The sequence below is a fragment of the Pseudomonas sp. Irchel s3a18 genome (assembly GCF_900187535.1).
Taxonomy (GTDB): Bacteria; Pseudomonadota; Gammaproteobacteria; order Pseudomonadales; family Pseudomonadaceae; genus Aquipseudomonas.
Window position 1 is genome coordinate 34,982 of record NZ_FYDV01000024.1, and the last position, 24,862, is coordinate 59,843.

The 24,862-nt window shown below is 60.6% G+C and carries 20 protein-coding genes; 14 read left to right on the forward strand and 6 right to left on the reverse strand.

Going from position 1 to position 24,862, the window contains the following annotated elements:
- Window positions 1-13: 13 nt before the first annotated feature.
- From rsmA to CKW29_RS23610, 4 genes are read right to left on the reverse strand one after another with little or no spacing between them, the layout of a single operon-like run.
- The gene (gene rsmA / locus CKW29_RS23595) at window positions 14-832 is read right to left on the reverse strand and encodes a 16S rRNA (adenine(1518)-N(6)/adenine(1519)-N(6))-dimethyltransferase RsmA (RefSeq protein ID WP_095147248.1); all 819 of its coding nucleotides are present in this window, start codon (window positions 830-832) and stop codon (window positions 14-16) included.
- Window positions 829-1,818, reverse strand: coding sequence for a 4-hydroxythreonine-4-phosphate dehydrogenase PdxA (pdxA, locus tag CKW29_RS23600; RefSeq protein ID WP_095147247.1), 990 nt, complete (start codon window positions 1,816-1,818; stop codon window positions 829-831). Before pdxA ends, rsmA begins: the two co-directional genes overlap by 4 nt.
- Window positions 1,815-3,131 carry a peptidylprolyl isomerase SurA gene (surA, locus tag CKW29_RS23605; protein ID WP_143496911.1) on the reverse strand — a complete coding sequence of 439 codons (1,317 nt, stop codon included), beginning with the start codon at window positions 3,129-3,131 and terminating at the stop codon, window positions 1,815-1,817. The genes pdxA and surA overlap by 4 nt, the downstream gene beginning before the upstream one ends.
- Window positions 3,112-5,913 carry an LPS-assembly protein LptD gene (locus CKW29_RS23610; RefSeq protein WP_095149208.1) on the reverse strand — a complete coding sequence of 934 codons (2,802 nt, stop codon included), beginning with the start codon at window positions 5,911-5,913 and terminating at the stop codon, window positions 3,112-3,114. The genes surA and CKW29_RS23610 overlap by 20 nt, the downstream gene beginning before the upstream one ends.
- 130 nt (window positions 5,914-6,043) lie before the next feature.
- Here CKW29_RS23610 and CKW29_RS23615 point away from each other — a divergent pair, with 130 nt between their 5' ends.
- From CKW29_RS23615 to CKW29_RS23625, 3 genes are read left to right on the forward strand one after another with little or no spacing between them, the layout of a single operon-like run.
- On the forward strand, window positions 6,044-7,069 hold the full coding sequence (locus tag CKW29_RS23615) for an aminoglycoside phosphotransferase family protein (RefSeq protein ID WP_095147244.1): 1,026 nt from the start codon (window positions 6,044-6,046) through the stop codon (window positions 7,067-7,069).
- Window positions 7,066-7,737: an N-acetylmuramate alpha-1-phosphate uridylyltransferase MurU gene (gene murU, locus CKW29_RS23620; protein ID WP_095149209.1), complete on the forward strand. Its 672-nt coding sequence runs from the start codon at window positions 7,066-7,068 to the stop codon at window positions 7,735-7,737. Before CKW29_RS23615 ends, murU begins: the two co-directional genes overlap by 4 nt.
- A 1-nt stretch (window position 7,738) precedes the next feature.
- The gene (locus CKW29_RS23625) at window positions 7,739-8,506 is read left to right on the forward strand and encodes a TerB family tellurite resistance protein (RefSeq protein ID WP_095147242.1); all 768 of its coding nucleotides are present in this window, start codon (window positions 7,739-7,741) and stop codon (window positions 8,504-8,506) included.
- A gap of 43 nt (window positions 8,507-8,549) precedes the next feature.
- Here the strand turns inward: CKW29_RS23625 and CKW29_RS23630 are convergent, their stop codons facing one another.
- On the reverse strand, window positions 8,550-9,536 hold the full coding sequence (locus CKW29_RS23630; RefSeq protein WP_095149210.1) for an alpha/beta hydrolase family protein: 987 nt from the start codon (window positions 9,534-9,536) through the stop codon (window positions 8,550-8,552).
- Window positions 9,537-9,610: 74 nt separating this feature from the next.
- Between CKW29_RS23630 and CKW29_RS23635 the strand changes: the two genes are divergently transcribed.
- From CKW29_RS23635 to trpE, 10 genes are all read left to right on the forward strand, one after another.
- Window positions 9,611-12,007: a PAS domain S-box protein gene (locus CKW29_RS23635; protein ID WP_095147240.1), complete on the forward strand. Its 2,397-nt coding sequence runs from the start codon at window positions 9,611-9,613 to the stop codon at window positions 12,005-12,007.
- 23 nt (window positions 12,008-12,030) lie between these two features.
- Complete coding sequence (locus CKW29_RS23640) at window positions 12,031-12,660, forward strand: response regulator transcription factor (RefSeq protein WP_095082940.1); 630 nt, start codon at window positions 12,031-12,033, stop codon at window positions 12,658-12,660.
- A 365-nt stretch (window positions 12,661-13,025) separates the two neighbouring features.
- Window positions 13,026-14,150 carry an ABC transporter ATP-binding protein gene (locus tag CKW29_RS23645; RefSeq protein ID WP_095149211.1) on the forward strand — a complete coding sequence of 375 codons (1,125 nt, stop codon included), beginning with the start codon at window positions 13,026-13,028 and terminating at the stop codon, window positions 14,148-14,150.
- 43 nt (window positions 14,151-14,193) lie between these two features.
- The gene (locus CKW29_RS23650) at window positions 14,194-15,237 is read left to right on the forward strand and encodes an ABC transporter substrate-binding protein (RefSeq protein ID WP_095082944.1); all 1,044 of its coding nucleotides are present in this window, start codon (window positions 14,194-14,196) and stop codon (window positions 15,235-15,237) included.
- A 126-nt stretch (window positions 15,238-15,363) separates the two neighbouring features.
- Complete coding sequence (locus tag CKW29_RS23655) at window positions 15,364-16,611, forward strand: ABC transporter permease (RefSeq protein WP_095147239.1); 1,248 nt, start codon at window positions 15,364-15,366, stop codon at window positions 16,609-16,611.
- Window positions 16,612-16,624: 13 nt separating this feature from the next.
- Complete coding sequence (locus tag CKW29_RS23660; RefSeq protein ID WP_095147238.1) at window positions 16,625-17,449, forward strand: ABC transporter permease; 825 nt, start codon at window positions 16,625-16,627, stop codon at window positions 17,447-17,449.
- Between the two features lie 140 nt (window positions 17,450-17,589).
- Window positions 17,590-18,738 (forward strand): iron-containing alcohol dehydrogenase, encoded by a 1,149-nt coding sequence (locus tag CKW29_RS23665; protein ID WP_095147237.1) that lies wholly within the window; start codon window positions 17,590-17,592, stop codon window positions 18,736-18,738.
- Window positions 18,739-18,818: 80 nt separating this feature from the next.
- Window positions 18,819-19,493: a ribulose-phosphate 3-epimerase gene (gene rpe / locus CKW29_RS23670; RefSeq protein ID WP_095082952.1), complete on the forward strand. Its 675-nt coding sequence runs from the start codon at window positions 18,819-18,821 to the stop codon at window positions 19,491-19,493.
- On the forward strand, window positions 19,490-20,308 hold the full coding sequence (locus CKW29_RS23675; protein WP_095147236.1) for a phosphoglycolate phosphatase: 819 nt from the start codon (window positions 19,490-19,492) through the stop codon (window positions 20,306-20,308). Before rpe ends, CKW29_RS23675 begins: the two co-directional genes overlap by 4 nt.
- 70 nt (window positions 20,309-20,378) lie before the next feature.
- Window positions 20,379-21,860 (forward strand): anthranilate synthase component I, encoded by a 1,482-nt coding sequence (gene trpE, locus CKW29_RS23680; RefSeq protein ID WP_095149212.1) that lies wholly within the window; start codon window positions 20,379-20,381, stop codon window positions 21,858-21,860.
- 96 nt (window positions 21,861-21,956) lie between these two features.
- Here the strand turns inward: trpE and estP are convergent, their stop codons facing one another.
- Window positions 21,957-23,867, reverse strand: a complete 1,911-nt coding sequence (gene estP / locus CKW29_RS23685) for an esterase EstP (protein WP_095149213.1) — start codon at window positions 23,865-23,867, stop codon at window positions 21,957-21,959.
- A gap of 394 nt (window positions 23,868-24,261) precedes the next feature.
- Here estP and CKW29_RS23690 point away from each other — a divergent pair, with 394 nt between their 5' ends.
- Window positions 24,262-24,855, forward strand: a complete 594-nt coding sequence (locus tag CKW29_RS23690) for an aminodeoxychorismate/anthranilate synthase component II (protein WP_095147233.1) — start codon at window positions 24,262-24,264, stop codon at window positions 24,853-24,855.
- Window positions 24,856-24,862 lie beyond the last annotated feature (7 nt).

A 24,862-nucleotide genomic window follows, 5' to 3' on the forward strand; every position in this document is an offset into this window, starting at 1 on the left:
CGCTTCAGGCCACTCAGATGTCGGCCGGATTCTCGGCGACCTGTTCGCTGAGTTTGTCGGCCAGGCGCACGAAGGCTGCCAGGTCGAGCTGTTCCGGGCGCAGGCTGCCATCGACGCCGGCGGCTTCGATTTCGGCGCTGCTCAGCAGGGCCTTGAGGGTATTGCGCAGGGTCTTGCGGCGCTGGTTGAACGCCTCGCGAACGACGCGCTCCAGCAGGCGATGATCCTTGGCCGGGTGTGGCAGTACGGCGTGCGGCACCAGGCGAACAATGGCCGAGTCGACTTTCGGTGGTGGATTGAACGCGCCAGGGCCGACGTTGAACAGGTGTTCGACCCGGCAGTGGTACTGAACCATGATCGACAGGCGACCCCAATCACCACCACCCGGGCCTGCTGCCAAGCGCTCGACCACTTCCTTTTGCAGCATGAAGTGCATGTCGCGGATGATCCCAGCGTTGTTCAGCAGGTGGAAGATCAGCGGCGTGGAGATGTTGTAGGGCAGGTTGCCGACTACGCGCAGGCTGTTGGGGGCGGCATTCAGGCTGTTGAAGTCGAACTTCAGTGCGTCACCCTGATGCAGGTTGAAGTTGCTCTTGCCGGCGAATTGCTGGTTGAGGATCGGGATCAGGTCCTTGTCCAACTCAACGACATCAAGCTGGGCACCGCTGTTGAGCAGGCCTTCGGTCAGGGCGCCCTGGCCCGGGCCGATTTCCAGCAGGCGGTCGTCGGCCTTGGCGTGAATGGAGCGCAGGATGCGGTCGATAACACCGGCATCGTGCAGGAAGTTCTGGCCGAAGCGCTTGCGCGCCCGGTGTTGGTAGTGCTCGGTCATAAACGGGTCTCGGCCATCTGGTAGGCGGTTTCCAGGGCGACTTGCAGGCTGCCGGTGTCGATTTTTCCGCTGCCAGCCAGGTCCAGGGCGGTGCCGTGGTCGACTGAGGTGCGGATGATCGGCAGGCCAAGGGTCACGTTGACTGCCGCGCCGAAGCCTTTGTACTTCAGCACGGGCAGGCCCTGGTCGTGGTACATCGCCAGCACTGCATCGCAGTGCTCCAGATATTTTGGGGTAAACAGAGTGTCGGCGGGCAGGGGGCCACGCAGGTCCATGCCTTCACCGCGCAGACGCTCAAGGGTGGGTTCGATAATGTCGATTTCTTCATGGCCCAGGTGTCCGCCTTCGCCAGCGTGGGGGTTGAGCCCACAGACGAGGATGCGTGGCCGGGCGATGCCGAATTTTTGCTGCAGGTCGGCATGCAGAATCCGTGTGACCCGCTCCAGGCGCTCAGGGGTGATGGCGTCGGCAATTTCCCGCAATGGCAGGTGCGTGGTGACCAGCGCAACACGCAAGCCATGGGTGGCCAGCATCATCACCACCTGGGCGGTATGGGTCAGGTCCGCCAGGAACTCGGTATGACCCGAAAAGGCGATGCCGGATTCGTTGATCACGCCCTTGTGCACCGGGGCGGTGATCATCCCGGCGAAGTCTCCGTCCAGGCAGCCTTGGCCGGCCCGGGTCAGGGTTTCCAGAACAAAAGCCGCATTGGCCTTGTCCAGTTGGCCGGCGGTGACCTTGGCGTTGAGCGGGGTGTCCCAGACATACAGACTGTTGGCTGGCGCAGGAATATCTGGCCAGCTGTTCGGCGTTACCGGCAGCAGATCGACAACCACACCCAGCTGCGCGGCCCGCTCAAGGAGCAGGTCGCGGCTGGTAATGGCAATCAGGGGATGCGGCTGGGCTTGCGAGGCGAGCAGCAGGCACAGGTCTGGACCTATGCCGGCCGGTTCGCCGGGTGTCAGAGCGAAGCGTTGGGGTTTCACTTCGCCGCCTGGTCGACGCCAGGGAGCTTGATTTCAACGTAGGCTTCGTCACGGATCTGACGCAACCAGGTTTGCAGCTCTTCGTCGTACTTGCGGTTGCGCAACACCGTCATCGCTTGCTGTTCGCGAGCCTGGGAGGTGCTGTCGGTGGCGCGACGGCCAAGGACTTCCAGAACATGCCAGCCATAAGGGCTCTGGAATGGTTGGGACAGCTGACCTTGTGGAGCCTTGTCCATCACGGCGCGGAATTCCGGTACCAGAGCGTTCGGGTCGATCCAGTTCAGGTCGCCGCCATTAAGGGCGGAGCCCGGGTCTTCCGAATAGCTTTTGGCCAGTTCGGCGAAGTCTTCGCCCGCTTCAATGCGCTCGTAGAGTTTCTGCGCCAGGCGCTTGGTCTCTGCTTCGCTACGGATTTCGCTTGGTTTGATCAGGATGTGGCGAACGTGGATTTCGTCACGCACCTGATTACCACCGCCGCGCTTGGCCAGCAGCTTGAGGATGATGAAGCCGCCTGGCGTGCGCGCAGGTTGGGTCACGTCACCGACCGCCATGGCACTCAGTTCGCGGTCGAACGGTGGAGGCAGTTGAGCGGCCTTACGCCAGCCCATGTCGCCGCCTTCCAGGGCATTGTCGCTTGCCGAGCGGGCGATGGCCAACTGGGCGAAATCAGCGCCTTGCTTGAGCTGCTGATAGATCTCCATGGCCTGGCGTGCAGCGCTCTGAATCGCTTCGGAGTTGGCGCTTTCCGGGGTTGGAATCAGGATGTTGGCCAGGTGCAGTTCTTCGGACAATTGCATTTTGCCGAGGTCGGAGGCAAGGAAGTTCTTCACTTCCTGCTCGGACACCTGGATGCGTTCGGCCACACGACGCTGACGCACACGGCTGACGATCATTTCACGGCGAACCTGGTCGCGAGCGTCTTCATAAGACAAGCCATCGCGGGACAGGGCGGCGCGGAATTGATCCACGGTCATGTTGTTGCGCTGGGCAATGGTGCCGATTGCCTGGTTCAGTTCTTCATCGGTAATACGGATGCCGGAGCGTTCGCCGATCTGCAATTGCAGGTTCTCGACGATCAGGCGCTCCAGCACCTGTTGCTCCAGGACACCAGCCGGTGGAACGGCCGAGCCGCGCTTGGCGATGGTTTGCTGAACTTCGCGAACCCGCTGGTCCAGTTGGCTTTGCATGACCACGTCGTTGTCAACGATGGCCACCACTTTGTCGATGGACTGCACCGCGGCGCTAGCCGCGGTGCTCAGGAACAACGCGCCCAGCATCAGCGGGCGCAGACAATCAGAAAGCTTGGTCTTCACGTTCACGATAACCTTGGATGCCTTTGTCGAGGAAGCTCTCTACCTTGGCGCCAGTAACGCCACCGAGGCCCTTCAGAACAATTTGGAGGAAAATGCCGTGGTCGCCTTTCTCGTTTTCCGGCGCTTCTTGACTGAACTCGTCATACGAAACCCAGTAACGGTTGATCAGGCGCAGTTTCCAGCAGCAGTTGTCGTACTCGAAGCCACCGAAGGCTTCCAGGGTACGGTTGCGGTTGTAGTCGTACTGCCAGCGGCTGATGGCGTTCCATTGTGGCACGACAGGCCAGATGACCGAGAAGTCGTGCTGCTGGATCTTGTAGTAGTCCTTCACGTAGCCAGGCTGGCCCGGGGTGCCGTAGTCGCCACCACCCACGGTCCATTTACCGGTGTTCTCGTCGTAACGGACCTGGTCATTGCGATAGCGATAGCCGGCGTTGATGACCTTGTTCGGGTTATCTTCAGGCTGGTAGTGGAACATCGCGCTGCCCGAGCGAGGGCTGCGGCTGTCCGGGTCCCAGTTGTAGTCGGCCGTGGTGCGCCAATCGCGGTTCCAGCGGTATTCGTATTCCAGGGCATACGGAGAGACGTCGGAGTGCGCGTCTTCGCGGGTTTTTGCATCGATACCCGGCAACTGGACTTCACGGTCCTTGAAGTACAGGGCCTGGCCAACACTGATGCGTTGACGTTCGAAGCCGTTCTCTTCGATCCAGCGGTTGGTCACGCCCAGCGACAGTTTGTTTTCGTCGCCGACACGGTCAGAGCCGGTGAAGCGGTTATCACGGAACAGCGAGGAATAGCTGAACGTGGATTCGCTGGTGTCGAAAACCGGAATGTCGGACTGGTCTTTCTCGGGAACATAGAGGTAGTACAGACGCGGTTCCAGGGTCTGGCGGTAGTTCTTGCCGAACCATTGGGTATTGCGGTCGAAATACAAGCCGCTGTCGACGCTGGCAATCGGTACGGCGCGATTCTGGTTACTGTCGTAAGTGCCATTGAGGCGATCGCTTTCGGCGTTCTGCGCCGCGATCTGGCTCTTGCCGATGCTGTCCAGGTCCAGGTCGTACTGGGTGTATTGGTACTTGAGCGACGGCTTCACGAAGCCATAGGTCCAGTCGAGCGGCAGGCTGACGCTTGGCGCCAGGTTCATGCGGTCGCCGGTGGCTCGCGCCAAGCCTTGGACGTTGTTGTCGAGACGAGACTCTGGATCGCCGTTCTCATTGATGTAATTGCCTGTCTGCAGGTCCCGATCAAAGCGCACGAGTTCTGTCTGATAGGCGAAGTTCAACCCACCCGGCTTTTGTGGCAGGAAACCATTGAAGGTGATCTGCGGCAAACGATCATATGGCGTAGTGTTGGACACCGATGCCAGCTCGAACGCCTGGGCGTTGAGGCGTGCGGTGAAGGTATCGCCACGATAGCTGACCGCACCTTGCTGATTCACGAAATCGGAAACGCTCTGGACGCCCAACTGATCGGTTTGCAGATCCTGGAAGTAGTACGGATCACTGATCTTGGTGTAGTCGACTTCGGTCAGGACGCGCGAATCCAGGCCGCCCTTGTGCTGCCAGTTGTACATGTAGCGGGTTTTTTCGTAGTCCGACTGCAGCTTGCGCTCGTCTTCCTTGTCGTCCAGATAGGCTGCGCCGAACTGGCCTTCGCTGGATTCGGTCAGGTAACGGAATTCACCTTCCATCAACAGGCCGCGTTTGCTCATGTAACGCGGATACAACGTGGCATCGTAGTTGGGTGCCAGGTTGAAGTAATACGGTGTGACCAGCAGCATGCCGGTATCGCTGCCGCTGCCGATGGTCGGCGGCAGGAAGCCAGACTGGCGGCGATCATCGATCGGGAAGTAGATGTACGGGGTGTACATCACCGGGATGTCCTTGACTCGCAGCGTCACGTTGGTCGCGGTACCGAAGCCGGTCGCCGGGTTCAGGGTGATGTTGTTGCCCTTGAGCTGCCAGGCGTTGCTGCTCGGTTCGCACGAGGTGTAGGTGCCATCCTTGAGGCGGATGATCGCGTTCTCGGCCCGCTTGGCGTACAGCGCACTGCCGCGAATGCGGGATTTATGCATCACGTACTCAGCGTTGTCGACCTTGGCTTCACCGGTGTCGAGCTGCACGTCGGCGTGATCGCCGACGATCAGTGCACCGTTGTCGCGCACGCGCACATTGCCGCTCAGTTCGCCACGGTTCTCGGCCTGGTACAGGCTGGCCTCGTCGGCCTCGACCTGCATGCTGCCCTGGCGCATGACCACGTCACCGGCCAGGGTCGCAATCTGCTCTTCCTGCTGGTAGCGGGAGGCTTTGGCTCCGATGAAGGTGGGGGCGTCGCTCTTGTCCGTCGTGTCATTCATGCCAGGACGAGTCGGCTCGACATAGGCGCCCGCGCAATAAGGGCCTGTTTCGGCCAGTTGCGCCGCGGTGAGCTGCTCGCGCGGAACCCAGTCGAGGTGGCTGTAGTCAGCACTGCGCGACTTCAGGCCACGGCCCTTGGCTTCGGTGACCAGTACCGGTTTGTCGGCGGTTTCGACTTCAGTTGTGCTGTCTGCTGCCGATTCGTTGTTCGAACTGACCGCACTGGCATCATGCACAGGGCGCGGGGGTAGTTGAGCCGCGTTGGTTTTCGGCGCGCAGTCCCAGGCACCCGAAGCAGAGACTGAGCAGTCATACTGTTCCGCGGCGACCACGAAGGAAGTGGCTAGAGGTTGCATGGCCAGCAGACTGCCGGTCACAAACAACGGAAATTTTTTACGAAACGCGGGGGATTTCAATGCCATCTTATTAGTCCGGGCTTCCTGCGTGCCATCTGCCCGCGGTGTGGGCCGCACGCCTCTCGATGGTCTGAAAAAGATGCTGGATAATAAAGCATGACCCGCTTGACGGCTAGCGCCGTCGGAGACCCTTGTAATGCCTGATCAAGATGTACGCTTGCAACACCTGAAAGTTTGGCTCGATGAGCAATTGGCAATTGTATTTGCCGCTCAAGGATGGGGGGATGTACCCCAGGCCACGTTGACTGCGGCCAGCAGCGACGCGAGCTTCCGTCGGTATTTTCGCTGGGAAGGCGGCGACAGGAGCTTTGTCGTGATGGACGCTCCCCCCCCTCAGGAAAACTGTAAGCCCTTTGTGGATATCGCCATTTTGCTGGCGAAATCGGGCATCAATGTGCCGAAAATCTATGCAGAGGATCTTGATCGCGGTTTTCTTTTGCTCAACGACCTGGGTAATCAGACCTATCTGGACGTGATCAACGGCGAAAATGCCGACGATTTATTCAAGGATTCGCTGCAGGCATTGCTGGCCTTCCAACAGCTGCCGATGACTGCACCGCTGCCCAGTTATGACGTGGCACTGCTGCGCCGCGAACTGGAACTGTTCCCCGAATGGTATGTGAAGCGAGAGTTGGGTATCGAGTTCGATGCCACTCAGCAGGCACTCTGGCAGCGTGCCAGCGACCTGTTGATCGACAGTGCCCTGGCCCAGCCGAAAGTGCTGGTGCACCGCGACTACATGCCGCGCAACCTGATGATCAGCAAACCGAACCCGGGTGTGCTGGATTTCCAGGACGCAGTGTACGGGCCGGTGACCTATGACGTGACCTGTCTGTTCAAGGACGCTTTCCTCAGTTGGCCCGAGGCGCGCGTGCGTGACTGGCTGGAAAGCTACTGGCAACAAGCTGGCAGCGTCGGAATCCCGGTTCAGCCGGATTTCGAAGACTTCCTGCGCGCCAGCGATCTGATGGGCGTGCAGCGGCATTTGAAAGTGATCGGGATCTTCGCCCGCATCTGCCACCGCGATGGCAAACCGCGGTACCTCACGGACGTGCCCCGGTTCTTTGCTTATATAGAGGCCGTGCTGGCTCGTCGTCCTGAACTGGCTGACTTGGGCACATTGCTGACCAGCCTGCGCGCCTCGGTGGGAGTCTCTGCATGAAGGCAATGATTCTGGCGGCCGGCAAAGGCGAGCGTATGCGCCCGTTGACACTGACCACGCCCAAGCCGTTGGTGCGCGTGGGGGGGATGCCATTGATCGAGTATCACCTGCGGGCACTGGCGGCAGCCGGTTTCAGCGAGGTGGTGATCAATCACGCCTGGTTGGGACAGCAGATCGAAGACTATCTGGGCGACGGTTCTCGCTATGGCCTGAAGATTCAGTATTCGCCTGAAGGCGAGCCGCTGGAAACCGGCGGCGGGATCTTCCGTGCATTGCCGCTGCTGGGCGAGGAAGCCTTTGTGGTGGTCAACGGTGATATCTGGACGGATTACGCCTTCGCCGCCTTGCGTGAACCGCTGGCCGGGCTGGCTCACCTGGTGCTGGCCGACAATCCGGCCCACCATCCGCGGGGTGATTTCAGTCTGGTCGAGGGGCAGGTGCATGACGCCGGGGCGGACGCACAAACCCTGACCTACAGTGGCATCGCGGTGCTGCATCCGAAGCTCTTTGCCGGTTGCCGTGAGGGCGCCTTCAAGCTGGCGCCGTTGTTGCGCGAGGCCATGGCCCAAGGGCAGGTGACGGGCGAGCGACTGCAGGGGCATTGGGTCGACGTGGGCACGCACGAGCGTCTGGCCGAAGTTGAACACTTGCTGCAAGCGAGCCGCTGAGATGCTGTGGCCAGGGACTCTGATTGGAGCCGGGGCTGGCTTTGCCATAGCTAGCATACCGGGGGCCATGCTCGGCGCTTTGTTGGGACAGGCGCTGGATAGACGCCTGCAACTGCAAAGCCTGGGGCATTTGCGTGAGCAGTTGGGCGGTCGTTCGATGTTGCGTAACGATGAACTGCTGTTTGTGTTGCTCGGGCGCCTGGCCAAGAGTGACGGCCGGGTGGTGGATAGCCATATCTACCAGGCACGTCAGGAAATGCGAGCACTGGAGATGAACGATTTTGCGCAGCAACGGGCGATCGCCGCGTTCAATCGGGGCAAGTCCGGGCGTGATCGCTTGCGTGGCTATTTGCGGCGATTGCGGGCCCAGCCTCATGCGGCGGAGGGGGTCTTGCGTGCGTGTTGGCGGATGGTCTGGGCGGACGGACGGGCCGGAGCTGCCGAGCGCGAGTTGATTGCACGGTGGGGCAAATGGCTGGGCTGCACGCCTGGACAGGTGCAGGCACTGGCCAGTGACTACGAACCGCACAAGCGAGAGCGGCCCAACAGTGGCGAGGCGTATCAGGAGGCGATGCGCCTGTTAGGGGTGTCTGTCACCAGTGAGCCGTCACAGATCAAGCGCGCGTATCGTCGCCTGCTCAGTCGCCACCATCCGGACAAGATTGCCGGCAGTGGCGCGACACCGTCCCAGGTGCGTGAGGCGACAGAAAAGACCCGGGAGTTGCACAACGCTTACACGTTGATTCGTCAGCGGCGGGACTTTCGTTAGTCGGGCTGCCTGAAGGAGGGCCTGTGGTGAGGCCCGGGCTCGATCAGCTTTGTGCGCTCTGTGGACTCAACCAGCCACGCACGCGGCGGAACAGTTGCTCCTGCTGGGCCGCACTGTTACCCGGCAGTGTCTTGAGGGGAATCTGCCTGAAGGTCGAGTCTTTCAGGCGCTTGCTCGCTTTCAAGCGCTCCTGGGCCGCGTTCTGGGCGGTCGCTTTGTCCATGTAGTAGAGGTCCAGCGTTGCCAGCTTCAGTTGGGTCGTCAGTTCGCTTAAACCGGGCTGGGGAGCAGGTGCCTGGGCCGCAATCATTACCAACTTATCAACCTGTGCCGGTTGTCTTTCGTTCAGGTAGCGTGCAGCCCAATAGGCTCCGGTGCCGTGGCCCAGCAAGACAATGCCGCGCACACTCTGTTGCTCGGCGAAGTCGATCGCGGCATCGATGCGTGCGTAGATCCGCTCGGCATCGGCCTTGAGTCGCTCCTCGCCGGTTTCGGCGAGCGGGCGATCCGCAATGTCCCCTTCGCCTCCTGCCACTTGTTCGATGGGCGCCGCCGTGCTGGCGTCCTTGCTCTGCGTCTCGGTGGTGGCGGGCGGCGGGGTCTTGACGATACGTGGCTGTGGGGCATTGCTTTGCAGGTCTGGCAGGGTAAGACTCAGACTGCCCCAGTCGGCATCGGGCAATTTTTGCCGTAAAGGACCGATTGCTTGAGGCCAGTCAGCCGTTTCACCGACGCCCGGGAGGATAATCACGGCACCCTTGGGGTCACTGGTGTTGGCCGGCTTCCAGAGTGCCAGAAAGGTCTCGCTGCCCGCCTGTAACCGTTGTTGCTCCTGGGCGGGGACCGTGCGCTCAAGAGCGGCAGCGTCTTCTTGGCTACGCTCAGGCAGTGGCTGGCGCTCCAGGGTTTTTTCTTCGGCTGTTTTTTCAGGTGTCGCGGGCGCCGGGTCGGCAGCCTGAACTGAAAAGGCACAAGGCAGTATCAGCGACAGGCACAATGCTGGCAGTGCCGAGCGGTAGACAGGGGGCATCGGATATTCCAGGCCAGAAGTAATCCCGGCAGCCTAATGGGTTGGTCAGTATTTGTCAGTGTGTGAGACTTCGGATGATGCGTTTTCGCTGCCTGTTGGTTATCGGCTGTTGTTGGCTTCCCTTGATGGCGTGGGCGATCGCCGTACCACCTGCGCGCGTCGTACCGCTGAGCAGTGACCAGCGTCAATGGCTGGCGCAGCACGGCGAGTTGCGTGTGGGGGTGGTCCTGCAAGCGCCTTATGCCCAGTACGACCGGCGCTTGCAGCGTTTGTCCGGGGCCAATATCGAGTTGATGCAGTGGTTGGCCGGCGCACTGAATGTCGAGCTGACCTGGCGTCATTTTTCCGATCTGACGCAACTGGAGGCCGCAGCGCGCGAAGGTGAGGTCGACGTCGCCCCTGGCCTGACGCAAACCCCGGCAGGCTTGCGGCTGTGGCAATTCACCGACCCCTACATGCGTGTGCCGCAACTGGTGGTGGGCGAGCAGAAAACCGCAGGGGCGGTGGAGCTGGAAAAACTCGACAGTCAATCGCGGGTCGCGGTGCGAATGCCGAGTGCAATCGCCGATTATTTGCGCAGCAATTACGCCAACCTCAACCTGCAAGGCGTACCGCTGGAGCGTCAGGCCCTGCAATTGCTGCTGACTCAGCAGGCGCGCTACGCTGTCGTCGATGAGGCCCAACTGAGTCGGTTGTCTGCCGAACCTGAGTTTTCCGGGTTGGTCGTGGTTGGCGATATCGGGCTGCCGCAGTTGCTGAGGGTGGCGACACGCCGCGACTGGCCGGAGTTGGCCGGCATTGTCGAAAGTGCGTTGCATGCGATACCGGCCAAGGATCTGGAACAGCTGCACGCACGCTGGCTACAACCCAAATACCCGCAGTTGTCGGAGTCACCGGGGTTCTGGCAAAACCTCTGCCTGCTGCTGGTCGTGGTGGCGTTCGGTGCCATGGCCATCGTGATCTGGCAGCGTCGTCAGCAACACGTGCTGGAGCAGCGCTTGCTGGCCGCGAGGGAGAACATTGCACGGCGCGAAGCCAGCGAAGAAGCGTTGCGCCTGACCCAGTTTTCAATCGATCAAAGTACCGTCGGAATCCTTTGGGTCAATTGGGACAGCCATGTGCGTTACGCCAACCGTGCCGCCGAGAACATGCTTGGTTATGCACCGGGCGGCGTTATCGATCGGCCGCTGATCGACTTTGAACCGGGCCTGCACATGGACCGTTGGTTGAACCTCTGGAAGCGTGCCCGGGCCAGTGAAGAGGGGGCACAAAGTTTCGAAACCAACTGCGTGCGTGCCGATGGCAGTATTTTGCCAGCTGACGTGTCGTTGAGTTTCCTGCGCTTTCGCGACAGCGAATACCTGGTGGTTTACCTCAATGATGTCACCGAGCGGCGTCGGGCCTTGGCCGCCTTGCGAGAAAGCGAGGCACGGTTGCAGGGGATCGCCGCCAACGTTCCCGGTCTGGTGTTTCGGCTGGAGCGGGCGCCAGTGACCGGGCAAATCGACTTTGCCTACATCAGCGAAGGCAGCGAAAGCCTGGTGGGGTACTCGCCCGCGACCTTGAGCCATCGCGACATGGGCCTGCGCAGCTTGGTGCATCCGGATGACAAGGCCAGTTATCACCAGACCCAGGACCACGCCCTGGATACCGACAGCGACTGGTCGTGGCAAGGGCGAATCGTCACCCGCCAGGGCCAGCAGCGCTGGGCGGAAATCAAAGCCATCACCCGCCGTCTCGACGACGGTGCCTTTGTCTGGGACGGCATTGTCTGGGACATCAGCGAGAGCAAGCGCATCGAACTGGAGCTGGCCAGTTCGCGGGAGCAATTGCGTGAGCTGTCGGCGCACCTGGAAAGTGTGCGCGAAGAGGAAAAAGCGCGGATTGCTCGCGAGGTTCACGATGAGCTGGGGCAGATGCTGACCGTGCTCAAGCTGGAAACATCCATGTGTGAACTGGCCTACGCCGATCTGGATCCGGGCCTGGGGGAGCGCCTCAACAGCATGAAACGCCTGATCGCCCAGCTGTTCCAGTTGGTGCGCGACGTCGCCACGGCATTGCGTCCGCCGATTCTCGACGCCGGGATCGCTTCGGCGATCGAGTGGCAGGCCCGGCGCTTCGAAGCGCGCACGCATATACCGTGCCTGGTGCAGGTGCCGGATAATCTACCGAGTCTCAGCGATGCCAAGGCTATTGGCCTGTTCCGGATACTGCAGGAAGCACTGACCAATGTCATGCGCCATGCTCAGGCGCATACTGTAGAGCTGACGCTGGTGCTGGAAGACGACGAGTTATGCCTGACGATCAGCGATGACGGTGTAGGTTTTGTCGCCCCTACGGGCAGGTCAACGTCTTTTGGGTTGGTTGGCATGCGTGAGCGGGTGTTGATCATGGGGGGGCAACTGATCCTGGACAGCGAGCCGGGTGAAGGCACAACCCTCAAGGTCCGCGTACCGTTGCTTGAAGCCTGACGCTGTTTTTTCTGGAGAAATCTGTGATCCGTGTACTGGTAGCCGAAGACCACACCATCGTCCGCGAGGGCATCAAGCAGTTGATCGGCCTGGCCAAGGATTTGCTGGTGGTAGGGGAGGCGAGCAATGGCGAACAACTGCTGGAAACCTTGCGCCACGTTCCCTGCGAGGTGGTGCTGCTCGATATCTCCATGCCAGGCGTCAATGGGCTGGAAGCCATCCCGCGGATCCGCGCGCTGAACAATCCACCGGCCATTCTGGTGCTGTCGATGCACGACGAGGCGCAAATGGCTGCTCGGGCATTGAAGGTGGGGGCTGCCGGCTATGCCACCAAGGACAGCGACCCGGCGCTGCTGTTGACCGCTATCCGCAAGGTGGCTTCGGGGGGACGTTACATTGACCCGGAACTGGCGGACCGCATGGTCTTCGAAGTCGGCCTGACGGATTCTCGGCCGTTGCATTCGCTGCTGTCGGAGCGTGAGTTCTCGGTGTTCGAGCGCCTGGCGCAGGGCGCCAACGTCAACGATATCGCCCAGCAACTGGCCTTGAGCAGCAAGACCATCAGTACCCACAAGGCGCGGCTGATGCAGAAACTCAACATCACCTCCCTGGCGGAACTGGTGAAGTACGCGATGGAACATAAACTTCTCTGACACAACCATTCCACGGGTTCACGGCTCTCCGATCTGGGAGCAGTCTTGCTCGCGAAGGAGCCGTGTCAGCCAGCATTGATTGCGGCGGGCCCCTTGCTGTCGCGAGCATGCCCGCTCCCACAGGGACGGCGTGACATATCCATTTACGACAGCTGGCGATATCGAGGTTGCCCGTTCTTGCGGCTTGTAGCTGAGCGCTTGCCTCTGCGTTTGTCAAAACGCGCCATCCTTGTAGGGCAATCCCTACCCCCAGCCTTCCATCCGGCTGAGGCGATTCTCTCCTGCGCCCCGATTTGCGTGGTCTTGAGGCTCCACTAGGCTTAGTCCTCAGCAGTCCTACATATAAAGAATACAAAGGTGCGGGTATGAGCGAGGTTGATTCAAGCGCTGGGGCGAATGATGTACTGGTCAGCTTTCGTGGCGTGCAAAAGAGCTACGACGGCGAGAACCTGATCGTCAAAGACCTCAACCTGGACATTCGCAAAGGCGAATTCCTCACCTTGCTCGGGCCGTCCGGCTCCGGCAAGACCACCAGTCTGATGATGCTCGCCGGCTTTGAAACGCCGACGGCGGGCGAGATCCTGCTGGCAGGCCGTTCGATCAACAACGTGCCGCCGCACAAGCGCGACATCGGCATGGTGTTCCAGAACTACGCATTGTTCCCGCACATGACGGTGGCCGAGAACCTGGCATTCCCGCTGACCGTTCGCGGGTTGAACAAAAGCGACGTCAGTGACCGGGTCAAGCGCGTACTGAGCATGGTTCAACTCGACAAGTTCGCCCAGCGTTACCCGGCGCAGCTTTCCGGTGGCCAGCAACAGCGTGTGGCCCTGGCCCGGGCATTGGTGTTCGAGCCGCAACTGGTGTTGATGGATGAGCCGCTGGGCGCGCTGGACAAGCAACTGCGTGAACACATGCAGATGGAGATCAAACACCTGCACCAGCGCCTCGGCGTGACGGTGGTCTATGTGACCCACGACCAGGGCGAAGCCCTGACCATGTCCGATCGCGTAGCCGTGTTCCATCAAGGCGAAATCCAGCAGATCGCCCCACCGCGCATGCTGTATGAAGAGCCGAAGAACACCTTTGTCGCCAACTTCATCGGTGAGAACAATCGTCTCAACGGCCGTCTGCACAGCCAGAACGGCGACCGCTGCGTGGTCGAGCTGGGGCGTGGTGAGAAGGTGGAAGCGCTGGCGGTGAATGTCGGCAAGACCGGCGAGCCGGTGACCTTGTCCATTCGTCCGGAGCGCGTGAGCCTCAATGGCTCCAGTGAGTCATGCGTCAACCGCTTCTCCGGGCGGGTGGCGGAATTCATCTATCTGGGCGACCACGTCCGGGTACGCCTGGAAGTCTGTGGCAAGACCGACTTCTTCGTGAAACAGCCCATTGCCGAGCTGGATCCGTCGCTGGCCGTTGGAGACGTGGTTCCGCTTGGCTGGCAGGTCGAGCACGTTCGCGCGCTTGACCCACTTCTAGAGGCGAACTGATCGCCCCCTGCTTCACCAACCCTGCACGTGGAGAGAATAATAAATGTCAAAATCCCTGAAATTCACCGCCCTGGTCGTGGGCATGCTGGGTGCGGCGCACGCGATGGCGGCGGGCCCGGACCTGACCGTGGTGTCGTTTGGCGGCGCGAACAAGGCGGCACAGGTCAAGGCCTTCTACGCACCCTGGGAAGCCGCGGGCCATGGCAAGATCATCGCCGGTGAGTACAACGGTGAAATGGCCAAGGTCAAAGCCATGGTCGACACCAAGAGCGTGTCCTGGGACCTGGTAGAAGTCGAGTCGCCTGAGCTGTCCCGTGGTTGTGACGAGGACATGTTCGAGCAACTGGACCCTGCGTTGTTCGGCAAGAACGAAGACTACGTCAAGGGTGCGATACAGCCCTGTGGCGTGGGTTTCTTCGTGTGGTCGACCGTGCTGGCCTACAACGCCGACAAGCTGAAAACCGCACCGACCAGTTGGGTCGATTTCTGGGACACCAAGAACTTCCCGGGCAAGCGTGGGCTGCGTAAAGGGGCCAAGTACACCCTGGAATTCGCCTTGATGGCCGACGGCGTCGCACCAAAGGACGTCTACAAAGTGCTGGCCGGCAAGGACGGTCAGGACCGCGCCTTCAAGAAACTCGATGAACTCAAGCCAAGCATTCAGTGGTGGGAAGCCGGCGCGCAACCGCCGCAGTACCTGGCTTCCGGTGACGTGGTCATGAGTTCGGCCTACAACGGTCGAATCGCAGCCGTGCAGAAAGAAAGCAACCTGAAAGTGGTATGGAACGGCGGCATCTACGACTTCGACGCCTGGGCCATTCCAAAAGGCCTGGACAAAACCCGCGCCGAAGCCGCGAAGAAATTCATCGCCTTCTCGGTGCAGCCGCAGCAGCAGAAGACCTACTCGGAAAACATCGCTTACGGCCCGGCCAATACCCAAGCCGTACCGCTGTTGGCTCAGGACGTCCTGAAAGACATGCCGACCACTCCGGAAAACATCGCCAATCAGGTGCAGATCGACGTCAGCTTCTGGGCTGACAACGGTGAGCAACTGGAGCAGCGTTTCAACTCGTGGGCTGCGAAGTAACCACCACCCTGTGCAGGTGGGCTCGCCCACCTGCGGGGGCGAGCTTTTGTGGCGAGGGAGCAAGCTCGCTCGCCACAAAAGCCCGCTCCCACATTAACGATTGATCCAAGAATTTCGGAGTTCGCCATGGCCATCGCCGTTCCCTTGAACGAGGGCACCCAAAGCACCTTGAAGCAGCGCCTGGCGCGTGCCGAGCGGGTCAACCGCTGGAAGGCGCAAGCCTTGATCGCCCCCCTGGTGCTGTTTCTGTTGCTGGTGTTCCTGGTGCCGATCGTGGCGCTGCTCTACAAAAGTGTCGGTAACCCGGAAGTGGTCGGTGGCATGCCGCGCACCGTGGCTGCCATTGCGTCCTGGGATGGCCGAGGCCTGCCTGCGGATCCGGTCTACAAGGCCGCCAGCGAAGACCTGGCCGAAGCCCGCAAGCATCAAACCCTGGGCGATCTGTCCAAGCGACTGAACATGGAGTTGGCCGGCTATCGCAGCCTGCTGACCAAAACCGCCCGCGCGCTACCGTTCAAGACCGAGCCGGCTTCTTATAAGGAAGCGCTCGAAGCCCTGGATGAGCGTTGGGGTGATCCGGCCTACTGGCAGGCCGTCCGTCGCAACACCAGCAGCATCACTCCTTATTACCTGTTGGCGGCAGTCGACCACCGGATCGACGATCTGGGGGAAATCGCTCCGGCAACCCCCGATCAAGCCATTTACCTCGATATCTTTGCCCGAACCTTCTGGATGGGCCTGGTCATCACCGCGATCTGCCTGGTGCTGGCCTATCCCCTGGCTTACCTGCTGGCCAACCTGCCGTCACGGCAAAGCAACCTGCTGATGATTCTGGTCCTGCTGCCGTTCTGGACCTCGATTCTGGTGCGAGTAGCGGCGTGGATTGTCTTGCTGCAGTCCGGTGGCCTGATCAACAGCGCCTTGATGGCCATGGGCATCATCGATAAACCGCTGGAACTGGTGTTTAACCGCGTCGGGGTTTACATCTCGATGGTGCACATCCTGCTGCCATTCATGATTCTGCCGATCTACAGCGTGATGAAGGGGATCTCGCCGACCTACATGCGTGCGGCGATTTCCCTGGGTTGCCACCCGTTCGCCAGCTTCTGGCGGGTGTACTTCCCGCAGACCTATGCCGGTGTCGGCGCCGGTTGCCTGTTGGTGTTTATCCTGGCGATTGGTTACTACATCACCCCGGCGCTGCTGGGCAGTCCGAACGATCAGATGGTCAGCTACTTCGTCGCGTTCTACACCAACACCAGCATCAACTGGGGCATGGCGACCGCGCTCGGTGGGCTGCTGTTGCTGGCCACGGTCGTGCTCTATCTGATTTACAGCTGGCTGGTAGGCGCGAGCCGCCTGCGCCTGAGCTAAGGGGAGAATCGAAATGCTGAGTCCGTATATGTCGCCCGTCGAGCGGGTGTGGTTCTACAGCTTGCGCATTCTCTGCGGGCTGATCCTGTTGTTCCTGATTCTGCCGGTGCTGGTCATCATCCCGTTGTCGTTCAACTCGGGGAGTTTCCTGGTGTATCCGCTGCAAGGTTTCTCGTTGCATTGGTATCAGGACTTCTTCGCCTCCGCCGAATGGATGCGGGCGTTGAAGAACAGCATCATCGTTGCTCCGGCGGCCACCGTTCTGGCGATGGTCTTCGGTACGCTGGCGGCGATCGGCCTGACCCGTGGTGACTTCCCCGGCAAAGCGCTAGTGATGGCGCTGGTGATTTCGCCCATGGTGGTGCCGGTGGTAATCATCGGTGTGGCGAGCTACCTGTTCTTTGCTCCACTGGGCCTGGGCAACAGTTTCTTCTCGCTGATCGTAGTGCATGCGGTGCTGGGTGTACCGTTCGTGATCATCACGGTGTCGGCCACCTTGCAGGGATTCAACCACAACCTGGTGCGTGCAGCGGCCAGCCTGGGGGCTTCGCCACTGACGGCATTCCGTCGGGTGACCTTGCCACTGATCGCGCCTGGCGTGATCTCCGGGGCACTGTTTGCCTTCGCCACCTCGTTCGATGAGGTAGTGGTGACACTGTTCCTCGCTGGCCCCGAGCAAGCGACCTTGCCACGGCAGATGTTCAGCGGCATCCGCGAAAACCTCAGCCCGACCATCGCCGCCGCCGCGACGCTGCTGATCGCCTTCTCGGTGATCCTGTTGCTGACCTTGGAATGGTTGCGTGGGCGTAGCGAGAAATTGCGCACGGCCCAGGCCTGACGGATTGCTTTGTGGCGAGGGAGCATGCTCCCTCGCCACGGGTAGCAGGACATCCGCCCATTCACTGGCTGAATAACAGACAAACCCGAATCCATAGCTACTATTGTGCCCAGCTCCCCTATCTATAAGAGGCTGCGCACATGAGTCTTTCCTCTTTCAAAATCGCTCACAAACTGCTCACCGGCGCGAGCGCCATCGAGCAGCTGGCCGCTGAGTTGACCCGCCTGGATGTCGATCACCCACTGATTGTCACCGATGCTGCACTGGTCAAATCCGGTACGGTAGAGCTGGCGCTGGCCCAATTGGGCGGGCGTACTTTCGAGATTTTCGACCGGGTGCTACCCGACCCGGAAATCGCCATCGTCGAAGACTGCATGCGCGTCTACCGTGAAGGCGGGCATGACGGCCTGATCGGCCTGGGTGGCGGCAGTGCCATCGACATCGCCAAAAGCGTGGCGGCCTACGCCGGTTATCACGGGGCGCTTGAGGATCTGTTCGGTGTCGATCAGGTACCACGCAAGGGCCCGCCGCTGATCGCCATCCCGACCACCGCCGGTACCGGATCGGAAGTCACCAATGTGGCGATCCTTTCCGACAAGGTGGCGCAACTCAAAAAAGGCATCGTCAGCGATTACCTGTTACCCGATGTGGCCCTGGTCAGTCCGCAGATGACTTTGACCTGCCCGCGCAGCGTGACCGCCGCCAGCGGTATTGATGCGCTGGTGCATGCGGTGGAGTCCTATCTGTCGGTCAACGCATCGCCGATTACCGACGCGTTGGCCATTGGCGCGATCAGGTTGATCGCCAATGCGTTGCCCAAGGCCTATGCCAACGCCTCGAACCTGCAGGCCCGTGAAGACATGGCCACCGCCAGCCTGATGGCCGGCATGGCCTTCGGCAACGCGGGTGTCGGCGCGGTGCATGCCCTGGCGTATCCGCTGGGCGGGCGTTTCAATATTGCCCACGGCGTGAGTAATGCCCTGTTGCTGCCCCATGTCATGACCTGGAACAAGATGGCCTGTGTGGAGCGTATGCAGGACATCGCCGAGGCATTTGGCGTGAAGACGGCGCACTTGAGTGTTCAGGACGCGGCGGACCAGGCGGTTGAGGCCATGGCGCGACTCTGTGCCGCAGTGGAGATCCCTCAAGGCTTGCGCAGTTTCGGGGTGCCGGAGGACGCGATCCCGGCGATGGCCGTGGAGGCCGCGGGAATCGAGCGATTGATGCGCAACAATCCGCGCCAGTTGAGTGCTGTCGATATCGAGAAGATTTACCGGGCTGCCTACTGATCATTGCACTCACGGTGTGCGCGTCAAAGCATGAGGTATACAATGCGCGCCATCGTGATCCTGCTCAAAAAAGGTGCGTCATGCAGCCCTTCGCAATTGCTCCGTCGATTCTCTCCGCCGACTTCGCCCGCCTGGGCGAAGAAGTGGACAACGTTCTGGCCGCGGGTGCCGACATCGTTCACTTCGATGTCATGGACAACCACTATGTGCCAAACCTGACCATCGGGCCGATGGTCTGCTCGGCTTTGCGCAAGTATGGCGTGACCGCGCCGATCGACGCGCACCTGATGGTCTCCCCGGTAGACCGCATCATCGGTGACTTCATCGAAGCTGGCGCGACCTACATCACCTTCCACCCGGACGCCTCGACCCACGTCGACCGTTCCCTGCAAATGATCCGCGAAGGCGGTTGCAAGGCGGGCCTGGTGTTCAACCCGGCGACCCCGCTGGACGTGCTCAAGTACGTGATGGACAAGGTCGACATGATCCTGCTGATGAGCGTCAACCCAGGCTTCGGCGGGCAGACGTTCATTCCAGCGACCCTCGACAAGCTGCGTGAGGCTCGTGCACTGATCGACGCATCGGGCCGTGATATCCGCCTGGAAATCGACGGTGGCGTGAACGTGAATAACATCCGTGAAATCGCGGCGGCAGGTGCCGATACTTTCGTGGCCGGTTCTGCGATCTTCAACGCGCCGAACTACCAGGAAGTGATTGAGAAGATGCGCTCCGAACTGGCTCTGGCTCGCCCATGAGCGGGTTTGAGCAGCTGTTCCCGGGGCGCCTGCCGCGGTTGGTGATGTTCGATCTGGATGGCACTTTGATCGATTCGGTCCCGGACCTGGCAGTGGCTGTGGATAACATGCTGCTCAAACTGGGGCGTGAACCGGCCGGTCTGGCCGCGGTGCGCGAGTGGGTTGGCAACGGTGCGCCGGTGCTGGTGCGGCGCGCGCTGGCGGGCAGTATCGACCACAGCCGCGTCGATGATGGCGAGGCCGAGCACGCCCTGGCGATTTTCATGGAGGCCTACGCGGACGGCCATGAGTTGACGGTGGTCTACCCCGGCGTACGCGACACCCTGAAGTGGTTGTACAAACAGGGCGTCGAGATGGCGTTGATCACCAACAAGCCGGAGCGCTTTGTCGCGCCACTGCTGGACCAGATGAAAATCGGCCGCTACTTCAAGTGGATCATTGGCGGTGACACCCTGCCGCAGAAAAAGCCCGATCCGGCCGCGCTGTTTTTCGTGATGAAAATGGCCAACGTCCCGGCCTCGCAATCCTTGTTCATCGGTGACTCGCGCAGCGACGTGCAGGCGGCCAAGGCGGCGGGCGTACAGTGTGTGGCGTTGAGCTACGGCTATAACCATGGCCGGCCGATTGCCGAAGAATCACCGGCACTGGTGATCGACGATCTGCGCACGCTAATTCCCGGTTGCCTGGACCCGGCTGCTGAGATAACGTTGCCCGACGCTGTTCAATCCCCTCCTGGAAATTCCATCGTGGTGGTCACTCGCAAACTCTGGATGAAAGTCATCAAGGCCCTGGCCCGCTGGCGTTGGCGCGCCTGACGTGATCCTGGCCGGCTATCCGGCGCGTTTGCACACCTGACTGTTTGACCCTCACGCCACGAGGCACCTCATGATCCGCGAAGAATTCCTGCGTTTGGCCGCTGCCGGCTACAACCGTATCCCGCTGGCCTGCGAAACCCTTGCCGACTTCGATACACCACTGTCGATCTACCTGAAACTGGCCGATCAGCCCAATTCCTACCTGCTGGAATCGGTACAGGGCGGAGAGAAATGGGGCCGTTACTCGATCATCGGCCTGCCGTGCCGCACGGTGCTGCGGGTGCATGATCACCATGTCAGCGTGACCGTTGATGGCGTTGAGGTGGAAAGCCACGATGTCGAAGACCCGCTGGCGTTCGTCGAAACGTTCAAGGCCCGTTACAACGTGCCGACCATCGCCGGTTTGCCGCGCTTCAACGGTGGTCTGGTGGGCTACTTCGGTTACGACTGCGTACGTTACGTGGAGAAGCGCCTGGGCAAGTGCCCGAACCCGGATCCGCTGGGGGTGCCGGATATCCTGCTGATGGTGTCCGACGCGGTGGTGGTGTTCGACAACCTCGCCGGCAAGATGCACGCGATCGTGCTGGCGGATCCTTCGCAGGAAAACGCCTTTGAGCAAGGCCAGGCGCGACTTGAAGAGCTGCTGGAAAAACTCCGCCAGCCGATTACCCCGCGCCGTGGCCTGGATTTCAGCCAGCAGCAGGCAGCGGACCCGGTGTTCCGCTCCAGCTTCACCCAGGATGATTACGAGCGTGCGGTGGACACCATCAAGGAGTACATCCTCGCCGGTGACTGTATGCAAGTGGTGCCGTCGCAACGGATGTCCATCGACTTCAAGGCGGCACCGATCGATCTGTACCGTGCGCTACGTTGCTTTAACCCGACGCCTTACATGTACTTCTTCAACTTCGGCGACTTCCACGTCGTTGGCAGTTCACCGGAAGTGCTGGTGCGGGTCGAAGACAACCTGATCACCGTGCGCCCGATTGCTGGCACTCGCCCACGGGGCGCCAACGAGGAGGCGGATCAGGCGCTGGAAGAAGACCTGCTGTCGGATGACAAGGAAATCGCCGAGCACTTGATGCTGATTGACCTGGGCCGTAACGACACCGGCCGCGTCTCGGAAATTGGCTCGGTGAAACTCACCGAGAAAATGGTGATCGAGCGTTATTCCAACGTGATGCACATCGTGTCCAACGTCACCGGCCAATTGAAAGCCGGCTTGACGGCAATGGACGCGCTGCGGGCGATTCTGCCGGCCGGCACGCTGTCGGGCGCACCGAAGATTCGGGCGATGGAAATCATCGACGAACTGGAACCGGTCAAGCGGGGTGTCTACGGCGGCGCGGTGGGTTATTTCGCCTGGAACGGCAACATGGACACTGCCATTGCCATTCGTACCGCCGTGATCAAGAACGGCGAGCTTCATGTGCAAGCGGGTGGCGGCATCGTTGCCGATTCTGTGCCTGCGCTGGAATGGGAAGAAACCCTGAACAAGCGCCGCGCGATGTTCCGTGCCGTGGCCCTGGCCGAACAAACACCGCAAGGCTGATCCTGTGGCGAGCGAGCTTGCGCCCTCGCCACAAAAGCTGTGACCATAAAAAACGCTGCCCCCGTGAGGAGGCAGCGTTTTTTATTGCCCGACGCTTCAGAAGTCCAGTGCGAGTCCTACGTTGATGGCTTGCTGGGTGAAGTCATCATCCTTGCGGATGTTGTAGCCGGCACGCAATGCCAGGTCGGCGGTCAGTTTATGGCTGACGCCCAGGTTCAGGCGGTTGGTATGGGACTGCGGGGTATAGCCTTCCAGGGTGTAATGGTTGTCCGGGAGGCTGTTGAGGTTCATGGTCACGTCCTGAGTGTCGTCTTCATACTCGCGTTCGTTGGCGTACTCGCCGTACACCTGGGTTTGCGGGGTGAACTGATACTTGCCTTGCAGACCGATACCCAGGCGTCTTGAGTTACGTTTCTGGTCGTCGTAGGTCAGGGCCGTGGCGTCGTTACCGTCCTCCGAATAACCATCGACTTCGACCTTGGCAAAGTCAGCGCTGACGAACGGCGACAGGTGCCATGGGCTGCTTGCCTGTTGCGCGATGTCGTAACCGATTCGGCCGCTGGCAGCCAGCACGGTACCGCTGGTATCGCCTTTTTCGCCTCGCTGGTTGGCGCCCAGGTCGAACTTGCGTTTGAGGCTGTCATAGTCCAGATGCCCGGCGGTCAGGGCGCCATCGGCCCACCAGCGGTTTTGCTGGTACTGGGCGAATGCAGTGCCCATGTAGGTGTTGAGCTTGTAGTCCGAATCGTTGTTGCCGGCCTCCAGGTCCTGGCGATAGAAGCCGGCCGCGACGCCTACGCGCCACGCGTCGTTAAGGCGATAGCTGCCACCGATGTTCAGGTTGTAGCCATTGCCGTCACCACTGACGGCGCTGTTCTGGCCGTCAAAATCCAGATGCTGGCCACCGCCGGCGACGATGGCTCGCCATTGGCCAACGCCTTGCCAGTTTTCCCAGTCCGCTTGCCATTGGTTACGCAATTCATCCTGATGCGCGCGCAGTGTCCCGTGGGCCATTTCTGGCAACAGTGTCAGCTCCCAAGGTGCCGCCAGCAGGGAGTAGGCATAGTCGGCAATCAGGCGCTGTCCGGCTTCGGTCGGGTGAACCGAGTCGTTGTAGATCAGCTTGCTGGGATCGGGGGTGGCACTGTTGATACCGTATGTGGCGTTTTCCGTGCAGCCGCTGCCGCTGAAGCAGGTGGCGGTGAGGTTCTGGTCGGTGGCCAGGCCGAACTGCGCCGGATCGGCAAAGGCCTCATTGAGCAGCACTGGAATATTGAGGGGAATGACCTCGGCGTCGACGGTTTGCAGTTGCCGCACCAGCTCGCTGTTGAACTGGGCGCTGAGCTGGGAAGTAAAGGCTTGCAGCGGGCTACCGTTGATGGCCGGCGTCAGGCCAATGTCTGGCAGCAACCAGACCATGATGTACTTGGCGCCTGCACCTTGCAGGGTTTGCACGCTGTCGACCAGTCGATCAGCGGCGGCACTGGCCTGTGCTGGATTGAGTACCCGGCCTTGAAGGAAATCGTTACCGCCACCGGAGAGGTAGTAGAGCGCGTTCGGGTCGGCGCGAAAGCCGTTGGCCGGTAGATAGCCAGGCTTGGTGCGCTCGCCGGCGCTTGATGTGCTGGTGATCGAGTCAAGGATCTGGTCAGTACGGTAGCCGCCAACGGCCCAGTTGTTGCCGTCTGGCAGGCCCTGGCTGGCACGGGTGGCCGAGGTCGAGGCCGCCGTGTCGTCGGCGGAAAACCCCAGTTTGCCCCCCAGCAACTGTGTCGAGTTGGCGGAGCGCTCTTCCCCGGTGCCGTCCTTGTAAGTCGGGCCTGTGCGGTTGGTGAAGCGCTGTGTCGCACCTGCCGGGCCGCCCGGGTCGGCAAATTGCCCCGCGTCGTTGAGGCTGTCGCCAAATACAATGAAGTTCGAGTACGGGGTTGGGGCGGCATTCGCCTGGGCGCAGGCCATCGCAAGAAGACAACCCGCCAGCGGTACAATCAGCGTCTGTTTGATCATGATCAAGTCCGTTTATTTATTGTTGTATTGAACGAAACGACAGTACCAAAAACTTTTGCGCTTTTGCTATGGCCAAAGGCCGCCTCTGTTGCGTGCGCTGCGCCATATTGCACCCTCTGCTCAGCTAAGTTACTGTGCTGGAACGTATGAATGAGACCTTCCCCGTGTTGATCGTCAGCAAACTCCTGGATCAAGTCGTCAAGGCACACGCCCGTTGGCGTTGGCGCGCCTGAACTTTCTCTGCCGGCCTGGCCGGACCTGTACCGTTTTGCCTTCTTTACCCGTATGAACGACCGCTGTTGCTGAATGCCAGCAACTGACCGTGTGTAGCGCGACTGCGGGTCAATCATTCGAAGGCTGTCTTAAAAGTCAGTGAATTCAAGAGGTTCCAGCCATGTTGCTGATGATTGATAACTACGACTCCTTTACCTACAACGTTGTGCAATACCTTGGCGAGCTAGGCGCCGAGGTCAAGGTCGTGCGCAACGACGAGCTCACCATTGCCCAGCTCGAAGCGCTCAAGCCTGAGCGTATCGTGGTGTCCCCCGGCCCATGCACCCCAACCGAAGCCGGCGTGTCGATCGAAGCCATCAAGTATTTCGCCGGCAAGCTGCCAATCCTCGGTGTCTGCTTGGGGCATCAGTCCATCGGCCAGGCGTTTGGTGGTGACGTGGTACGGGCCCGCCAAGTGATGCACGGTAAGACTAGTCCGGTATTCCACGAGGACAAGGGTGTGTTCGCCGGGCTTAACCGTCCGCTGACCGTTACCCGTTATCATTCGTTGATTGTCAAACGCGAAACCCTGCCCGACTGCCTGGAACTGACCGCCTGGACCCAGCTCGAAGATGGCTCGGTCGATGAAATCATGGGCCTGCGCCACAAGACCTTGAACATCGAAGGGGTGCAATTCCACCCTGAGTCGATTCTCACCGAGCAGGGTCATGAACTGTTTGCCAACTTCCTCAAACAAACCGGCGGCACGCGCTAAGGACTTT

What these genes read in the sequence shown, in the direction of transcription:
- rsmA (WP_095147248.1), bottom strand. Translation starts at nt 832, where the DNA reads ATGACCGAGCACTACCAACACCGGGCGCGCAAGCGCTTCGGCCAGAAC.
- CKW29_RS23610 (WP_095149208.1), bottom strand. Translation starts at nt 5,913, where the DNA reads ATGGCATTGAAATCCCCCGCGTTTCGTAAAAAATTTCCGTTGTTTGTG.
- CKW29_RS23615 (WP_095147244.1), top strand. Translation starts at nt 6,044, where the DNA reads ATGCCTGATCAAGATGTACGCTTGCAACACCTGAAAGTTTGGCTCGAT.
- murU (WP_095149209.1), top strand. Translation starts at nt 7,066, where the DNA reads ATGAAGGCAATGATTCTGGCGGCCGGCAAAGGCGAGCGTATGCGCCCG.
- CKW29_RS23625 (WP_095147242.1), top strand. Translation starts at nt 7,739, where the DNA reads ATGCTGTGGCCAGGGACTCTGATTGGAGCCGGGGCTGGCTTTGCCATA.
- CKW29_RS23630 (WP_095149210.1), bottom strand. Translation starts at nt 9,536, where the DNA reads ATGCCCCCTGTCTACCGCTCGGCACTGCCAGCATTGTGCCTGTCGCTG.
- CKW29_RS23635 (WP_095147240.1), top strand. Translation starts at nt 9,611, where the DNA reads ATGATGCGTTTTCGCTGCCTGTTGGTTATCGGCTGTTGTTGGCTTCCC.
- CKW29_RS23645 (WP_095149211.1), top strand. Translation starts at nt 13,026, where the DNA reads ATGAGCGAGGTTGATTCAAGCGCTGGGGCGAATGATGTACTGGTCAGC.
- CKW29_RS23650 (WP_095082944.1), top strand. Translation starts at nt 14,194, where the DNA reads ATGTCAAAATCCCTGAAATTCACCGCCCTGGTCGTGGGCATGCTGGGT.
- CKW29_RS23655 (WP_095147239.1), top strand. Translation starts at nt 15,364, where the DNA reads ATGGCCATCGCCGTTCCCTTGAACGAGGGCACCCAAAGCACCTTGAAG.
- CKW29_RS23660 (WP_095147238.1), top strand. Translation starts at nt 16,625, where the DNA reads ATGCTGAGTCCGTATATGTCGCCCGTCGAGCGGGTGTGGTTCTACAGC.
- CKW29_RS23665 (WP_095147237.1), top strand. Translation starts at nt 17,590, where the DNA reads ATGAGTCTTTCCTCTTTCAAAATCGCTCACAAACTGCTCACCGGCGCG.
- rpe (WP_095082952.1), top strand. Translation starts at nt 18,819, where the DNA reads ATGCAGCCCTTCGCAATTGCTCCGTCGATTCTCTCCGCCGACTTCGCC.
- CKW29_RS23675 (WP_095147236.1), top strand. Translation starts at nt 19,490, where the DNA reads ATGAGCGGGTTTGAGCAGCTGTTCCCGGGGCGCCTGCCGCGGTTGGTG.
- trpE (WP_095149212.1), top strand. Translation starts at nt 20,379, where the DNA reads ATGATCCGCGAAGAATTCCTGCGTTTGGCCGCTGCCGGCTACAACCGT.
- estP (WP_095149213.1), bottom strand. Translation starts at nt 23,867, where the DNA reads ATGATCAAACAGACGCTGATTGTACCGCTGGCGGGTTGTCTTCTTGCG.
- CKW29_RS23690 (WP_095147233.1), top strand. Translation starts at nt 24,262, where the DNA reads ATGTTGCTGATGATTGATAACTACGACTCCTTTACCTACAACGTTGTG.